The sequence below is a fragment of the Paracoccus sp. (in: a-proteobacteria) genome (assembly GCF_030536915.1).
In the GTDB taxonomy this organism is placed as follows: Bacteria; Pseudomonadota; Alphaproteobacteria; order Rhodobacterales; family Rhodobacteraceae; genus Paracoccus.
On the sequence record NZ_JAUNPC010000119.1, the window covers coordinates 1 to 6,842 of the forward strand.

General features: G+C 71.2%; 7 protein-coding genes and 1 pseudogene. 5 read left to right on the top strand and 3 right to left on the bottom strand.

Going from position 1 to position 6,842, the window contains the following annotated elements; all coding sequences use genetic code 11:
* The 5 genes and pseudogenes from Q4F04_RS14095 to Q4F04_RS14115 all read left to right on the top strand — a co-directional run.
* A pseudogene (locus Q4F04_RS14095) lies at positions 1–208 on the top strand (tripartite tricarboxylate transporter substrate binding protein); the annotation flags it as partial.
* Positions 209–266: 58 nt separating this feature from the next.
* The gene (locus Q4F04_RS14100; RefSeq protein WP_303370439.1) at positions 267–743 is read left to right on the top strand and encodes a tripartite tricarboxylate transporter TctB family protein; all 477 of its coding nucleotides are present in this window, start codon (positions 267–269) and stop codon (positions 741–743) included.
* 4 nt (positions 744–747) lie between these two features.
* Positions 748–2,247, top strand: coding sequence for a tripartite tricarboxylate transporter permease (locus Q4F04_RS14105; protein ID WP_303370440.1), 1,500 nt, complete (start codon positions 748–750; stop codon positions 2,245–2,247).
* On the top strand, positions 2,244–3,287 hold the full coding sequence (locus Q4F04_RS14110; RefSeq protein WP_303370441.1) for a four-carbon acid sugar kinase family protein: 1,044 nt from the start codon (positions 2,244–2,246) through the stop codon (positions 3,285–3,287). The genes Q4F04_RS14105 and Q4F04_RS14110 overlap by 4 nt, the downstream gene beginning before the upstream one ends.
* A complete protein-coding gene (locus tag Q4F04_RS14115; protein WP_303370442.1) occupies positions 3,284–3,988 on the top strand; it encodes a FadR/GntR family transcriptional regulator in 705 nt (234 codons plus the stop codon). Before Q4F04_RS14110 ends, Q4F04_RS14115 begins: the two co-directional genes overlap by 4 nt.
* 25 nt (positions 3,989–4,013) lie before the next feature.
* Here the strand turns inward: Q4F04_RS14115 and Q4F04_RS14120 are convergent, their stop codons facing one another.
* From Q4F04_RS14120 to Q4F04_RS14130, 3 genes are all read right to left on the bottom strand, one after another.
* Positions 4,014–5,132: an iron-containing alcohol dehydrogenase gene (locus Q4F04_RS14120; protein ID WP_303370443.1), complete on the bottom strand. Its 1,119-nt coding sequence runs from the start codon at positions 5,130–5,132 to the stop codon at positions 4,014–4,016.
* Positions 5,133–5,157: 25 nt separating this feature from the next.
* Positions 5,158–6,108: a 4-hydroxythreonine-4-phosphate dehydrogenase PdxA gene (gene pdxA, locus Q4F04_RS14125; protein WP_303370444.1), complete on the bottom strand. Its 951-nt coding sequence runs from the start codon at positions 6,106–6,108 to the stop codon at positions 5,158–5,160.
* On the bottom strand, positions 6,105–6,842 hold a 738-nt coding region (locus tag Q4F04_RS14130), incomplete at its 5' end, for an exo-alpha-sialidase (protein WP_303370445.1). The genes Q4F04_RS14130 and pdxA, both read right to left, overlap by 4 nt.

A 6,842-nucleotide genomic window follows, 5' to 3' on the forward strand; every position in this document is an offset into this window, starting at 1 on the left:
CAAGGGCATGCCCGAGGATGTCCGCACCACCGTCGTTTCGGCGCTGGCGGCGGCGATGGCCGATCCCGGCTTCGTGCAGAAGATGGACGAGATGGGCGAGTTCGTGGACTATCGCGACCCGGCCGGGTTCGAGACGCTGGCGCGCGAGGACAGCGCCCGCGCCGAGGGCATCATCCGCGATCTCGGCATGTACGGGATGAACCAGTAACGGAAACCGCGGCCGCCCTTTGCACGAGGGCGGCCGCGCCACTTTGCAGGAAGCGCCCGTGACCCAGCCCAACCGATCCGATCTCGCCGCCGGAATCGTCTTCATCGTCATCGCCGCCGCCTTCGCCTGGGCGGCGCTGGACGTGCGGATGGGGACGCTGCTCAGGATGGGGCCGGGGTATTTCCCGCTGGTCCTGTCGGGGCTGCTGGCGGCCCTGGGGGCGCTGATGCTGCTGCGGGGGGCGCGGCAGCCTCCGGCGCCGGGCGGGGCACGGCCCGGCCCGTCGTTCCGGGTCGCCTGGCGGCCGCTGCTGCTGGTCTGCGGATCGGCGCTGTTCTTCGCGCTGACGCTGGGCGGCCTCGGCCTGCCGCTGACGACATTCGCAACCATCCTGATCGCCGCCTCGGCCAGCCAGCAGATCCGCCCGGTCGAGAGCGTGCTGACCGCCGCAGCCTTTGCGGCCGGCTCATGGATCGTTTTCGCCAAGCTGCTGGGCCTGCCGTTCCGCATGTTCGGCACCTGGATCGGAGGCTGAGGCGATGGAGTTCCTTGCCAATCTCGGCCTCGGCTTTTCGACCGCGCTGAGCGTCACCAACGTCCTTTACTGCTTCCTCGGCGCGCTGCTGGGCACCGCCATCGGCGTCCTGCCGGGACTGGGGCCGGTCGCCACCATCGCCATGCTGCTGCCGATGACCTTCGGACTGGAGCCCGTCACCGCCCTGATCATGCTGGCGGGGATCTTCTACGGCGCGCAATACGGCAGCTCGACCACCGCGATCCTGATCAACCTGCCGGGCGAGGCGTCCTCGGTCGTCACCGCGCTTGACGGCTACCGGATGGCGCGGCAGGGCCGGGCGGGCACCGCGCTGGCCGTCGCGGCGCTGGGGTCGTTCTTTGCCGGCACCTTCGCCGCGCTGATCATCGCGCTTTTCGCCCCGGCGCTGGCCGCCGTCGCGCTCAGCTTCGGGCCGCATGAATATTTCTCGCTGATGGTGCTGGGGCTGGTCGCCTCGGTCGCCATCGCCTCGGGCTCGATCGAGAAGTCGCTGGCGATGATCCTGTTGGGCGTGCTGCTGGGGCTTGTCGGGCAGGACACGCAGACCGGCGTCGGGCGGCTGACCTTCGGGATGACCGACCTGCTGGACGGGGTCGAGTTCGTGGCCATCGCCATGGGCCTGTTCGGGCTGGCCGAGATCATCCAGAACCTGGAAAACCCTGCCGAGCGGAACTCGTCCGTCGGGCGCATCGGCGGGCTGCGGCTGTCGCGGCAGGAATTCGGCCAGATGCGCGGCCCGGTCCTGCGGGGGACGGCGATCGGGTCGATCCTCGGCATCCTGCCGGGCGGCGGAGCCACCATCGGCGCCTTTGCCGCCTACATGGCGGAAAAGCGGCTGTCGCGGACGCCCGAGAAGTTCGGGCAGGGCGCCATCGAGGGCGTGGCCGCCCCCGAGGCCGCCAACAACGCCGGCGCGCAGACCTCGTTCATCCCACTTCTGACGCTGGGAATCCCGGCCAACGCCACCATGGCGATGATGACCGGGGCGCTGATCCTGCACGGGGTCACGCCGGGGCCGAACATCATCTCGGGCGAGCCCGCGCTGTTCTGGGGCCTGATCGCCTCGATGTGGGTGGGCAACCTGATGCTGCTGGTCCTGAACCTGCCGCTGATCGGCGTCTGGGTGCGGATGCTGTCGGTGCCCTATCGCGTGCTGTTCCCGCTGATTGTCGCGCTCAGCTGCATCGGCGTCTACACGGTGTCGAACAGCACCTTCGACGTGATGATGATGGTGGCCTTCGGCGCCCTGGGCTACCTGTTCTTCAAGCTGGAATGCCAGCCGACGCCGCTGCTGCTGGGTCTCGTCCTCGGCCCGATGCTGGAAGAGAACCTGCGCCGCGCCATGCTGACGGGGCGGGGCGATCCGACGGTGTTCCTGACCCGGCCGATCTCGGCGGGGCTGCTGATCCTGGCGGTGATCTGCCTTGCGGCGATGGTCCTGCCCTCGGTCCGCAGGACGCGCGAGGTCGCGTTCGAGGAATGACCGGCGCGGGGCCCCGGCTCGCCGTCATCGGCGACGACCTGACCGGAACGCTGGACGCGGCCGCCCCCTTCGCGGCGCGCGGCGCGAGCGTGCAGGTGGCCCTGAATCCCTCGGCCCTTCAGGCGGCGCTGGCGGCGGCGCCCGAGGTGGTCGCCGTCTCGACCGACAGCCGCGAGATCGCGCCCGAGGCGGCGCAGGCCGCCGTCCGGGCCGTGGTCCGGGCGCTGCCGCCCGGCACCCCGGTCTTCAAGAAGATCGACTCGCGCCTCAAGGGGCATGTCGCGGCCGAGCTTTCGGCGCTGGAGTTTCGCCGGATGCTGGTCGCGCCCGCGATCCCCGACTTCGGCCGCATCGTGACGGGCGGCGCGCTGCAAGGCTTCGGCGTGGACACCCCCATCGACGTGGCCGCCGTCCTTGGCCCCCATGCCGGACGGGCCGAGATCCCGGACACGCCGGACGCAGCGGGGATGACGGCGGCGCTGGCGGGTTCCGATGCGGACCTGCTGGTGGGCGCGCGCGGGCTTGCCGAGGCGCTGGCCGCGCGGCTGCTGCCCGCCCCGCCCCAGGCGGTGACCCGGCTGCCGGGGCCGAGGGCGCTGGTCGTCGTGGGCTCGCGCGATCCGATCACCATTCCCCAGGTACAGGCGCTGCGCCGGATCGGCGTCGCCGTGGCCGAGGCGCCCAACGGCGCGGTGGAACCCGCGCCGGACACAGATATCCTCGTGGTCCAGGCCACGCCCGGCACGCCCGACCTGCCCCCGGCCGAGGTCGCCCGCCGGCTGGCCGAGGGGATCGTGCCCCGAATGACCGAGGGCCGGCAGCTTCTGCTGCTGACGGGGGGCGCGACGGCGGCGGCGGTGCTCGACCGGCTGGGCGTCGAACGCCTGCATCTGCTGGGGGAATGCCTGCCGGGGCTTCCCGTCTGCCGGGCCGGGGGTTTCACCGTCGTCACCAAGTCCGGCGGTTTCGGATCGCCCGAAACGCTGGTAACGATATGCCGGTTGGTCAACGAAAGTTCACAAGCGGGCCCACGACCGTGACTCCTCGCCGCAGCCTTGCCGATGTCGTCTTCGAACGCATGGAACAGTCGATCAAGTCCGGCGCCTATGCCGATGACGAGCGGCTGCCGACCGAGCACGAGATGGCAACCGAGTTCCAGGTGTCGCGCCCCGTCGTCCGCGAGGCGCTGCGGCGGCTGCGCGAGAAGGGGCTGATCTATTCGCGGCAGGGCGCGGGCAGCTTCGTGCGCACGCTGGGGCTGAAGAACCCGCTGGGGTTCGGGCAGCTTGAGAACGTGGCCGACCTGCTGAACTGCTACGAGTTCCGCCTGACGCTCGAACCGGCGGCGGCGGCCCTTGCGGCGGAACGCCACGAGCCCGACACGCTGGACGCGATCGCCTCGGCGCTGGGGCTGATGCGGGACGCGACGAACCGGCAGGCGCATCGCGAGGATGCGGATTTCCAGTTCCACCTGGCGATCGCGGTCGCGGCGGGGAACAGCTATTTCTCCACCAGCATGGCCGCGCTGCGCGATCATATCGCCGCGGGGATGAGGTTCCATGGCGTGTCGGTGAAAAGCCAGGCCTCGGGGCTGATGCGCGTCTTCGGCGAGCATGAACAGATCTTCGAGGCGATCCGCGACCGCAACGCGGAACATGCGCGGCAGGTGATGTATGACCACCTGCTGGGTTCGCGCGAGCGCCTGTTCGAGCGGCGCCGGCCCGAGCCGGCCGCCGTCTGACACGCGCGCCCTGCGCGGCGCGGCCCTAGAAGGCCGCGCGATAGATCTCCAGCACGTCGCCCACGGTCATGTCGCGGGGGTTGTTGTCCATCAGCCGGCGGATGCCGTGCGCATCCTGCGCGAAGCGTTCCAGCTGGTCCTCGGTCGCACCATGCGCCGACAGCCGCATCTCGACCCCGAGGTCGCGGCAGAAGCCGCAGGCGGCGTCCAGCAGCCCGCCCGTGCCCTCGGGCGACAGACCCAGCGCGCGGGCGACCTCGGCCGTCTTTTCCGGCGCCACGGATTCGTTGAAGGCCAGCACATGCGGGAAGATGATCGCGTTCGCCAGCCCGTGCGGCAGATGCAGCAGCGTTCCCAGCGGATAGGACAGCGCGTGGCCCGCCGCGGTGTTCACCGGGCCAAGGCAGATGCCGCCGTAGAAGGATGCGAGCATCATCCCCTCGCGCGCCTCGGTGTCCTGGCCGTCGCGGACCGCGCGGGCAAGATAGCGGCCGACGAGGTCGATGCCCATGCGCGCGAAGCCGTCGATGACGGGATGGGCGCGGCGGTTGGTGAAGGCCTCGACGCAATGCGCCATCGCGTCGATGCCGGTGGCGGCGGTGACGGCGGGGGGCACGGTGAAGGTCAGCTCGGGGTCCAGCACGGCAAGATCGGCCAGCAGATGCGGGCTTTCGACCGCGATCTTGGCGCCGGTGCCGGGATTGGTGATCAGCGCCCGGATGCCGGCCTCGGACCCGGTGCCGGCGGTGGTGGCGACCTGCGCCAGCCGCGTGCGCCGTCCCGCCACGCGGTTCGGCCCGGCCACGTCGTCCAGCCCCTGCGTGCCGTCCCACATGGCCGCCACCAGCTTGGCCGCGTCCAGCACCGAGCCGCCGCCGAGGCCCACGACCAGATCGGGCCGCGCGGCGCGGGCGGCGTCGAGCGCGGCCTCGAAGGTGGCGATGTCGGGCTCTCCGGGGATCGCGTCGAAGATCGTGACCTCGCCGGGCAGGTCCAGCCGGTCCGCGAAGCCCGAGGTGTGCGGGCTTGCCAGCACCAGCACGCGGGCCGCGCCCTCGGCCCATTCGCCGACGCGGCCGGATGCGCCCGCCCCGATCTCAATGCGGGGGGGCATGTGCAGGGTGATGGGTCGTGCAAGCGCCATGGTCTGTCCTTTCATCCTGCCCGTCTCACGCCCGCCCGCCCGCGACCAGCCTGCGGGCATAGGCGATGGCGGCGTTCATGTTGTCGTGGTTGGCGATGCCCTTGCCCGCGATGTCGAAGGCGGTGCCGTGATCGACCGAGGTGCGGTCGATCGGCAGCTCGACCGAGACGTTCACGGCGTCGTCGAAGGCCACCAGCTTGATCGGGATATGCCCCTGGTCGTGATACTGCGCGACCACCAGGTCGAAGGCGCCGTTATGGGCGCGGTGGAACACCGTGTCGGCCGAGATCGGTCCCTGCGCGTCGATGCCCTCGGCCCGCGCGGCGGCGACGGCGGGCGCGATCTGATCCTCGTCCTCGGTCCCGAACAGGCCGTTTTCCCCGCAATGCGGGTTGATCCCGGCGACCGCGATGCGCGGCGCGGCGATGCCGATGCGCTTGAGATGGTTGTTCCCGGCCCGGATCGTGGCCAGCACGCGTTCGGTCGTGGCCCGCCGGATCGCCTCCTGCAGCGAGACATGGGTCGAGACGTGGATGACCTTCAGCCGCTCGGACGCCAGCAGCATGTAGGCCGCCTGCGAGCCGGTCAGCGACCGCAGCATCCCCGTATGGCCGTCGTAATGGTGGCCGGCGGCGTTCAGCGCCTCCTTGTTGATGGGGGCGGTGACGATGCAGCCGATGCGGCCCGCCTCGGCGTCGCGGACGGCGCGCTCGATGAAGCGGAAGGCCGCGTCGCCCGCGACCGGCGACAGCCGGCCCCAGGGCAGGGGCGCGCCCTCGACGGGCAGGTCGATCACCCGGTCCTCAAGGTCCACGTCGCAGCCGACCGCCGCCTTCGCGGCCTCCAGCGTGGCGCGGTTGCCGTAGATCAGGGTCCGGGCGCGGTCGGCGTCGGACATGCCGGCCAGGGCCTTGACGCAGATCTCGGGGCCGACGCCTGCGGGGTCGCCCATGGTGATGCCGATGATGTCGCTCATGCAGATGCCTCTGTGCGGGCGGCCCAGCCCGGCTGCAGCCGGACGTGCTTGATGGCGCGCCGATGGTAGGTGTAGCTGAGGTGCAGCGTCCCGTCGGGCGCCTCCAGCAGCCAGGGATAGGACATTTCCTTGTTCCGCCCGTCGGTGGAATCGTTCGTGGTGCAGGTGCCGGGGCCGTCCTCGATCACCAGCCGCTGCGGGAAGGTCAGGCCGTTGTCGTCGGACAGGCAGACCGCCACGGGCGCCCGCGGCACGCCCCAGACCGGCACGCAGCCCCCCTGGGGGTCGGCGTCGGGGCGGCCGTCATCCTCGCCCAGTTCGTCGTAAAGCGAGGCGCGGCGGTCGGCCGAAGTAGCGGCCGAGGCGAGATTGCAGACCAGCGCGATCCGCCCGTCGCGCAGGCGGATGCCCGCGACCGACGAGTTGTTGTTGGGCAGATCGGTCGGATGCGGCGCGGCCCAGCCGCGCCCGCCGTCGCGGCTTTCGGTGCGATACACGCGGTCGGCCTGCCTGCGGCGGAAGAAGGCGGGAATCACGCCGTCCTGCGCCGGGACCGGGCCGAAATGGACGCAGCCGACGGACTCCGCCACCTCCTCCAGCCGCCAGCTTTCGCCCCCGTCGGCTGAAACGCCCATCGCGGCGATGTCGTGGCTGCCGTTCCACTTGCGCCCCGGCTGGGGGACGCAGCGGAAGATCGGCAGCAGCCAGGCGCCGTCGTCGCGGACCGTGACGTT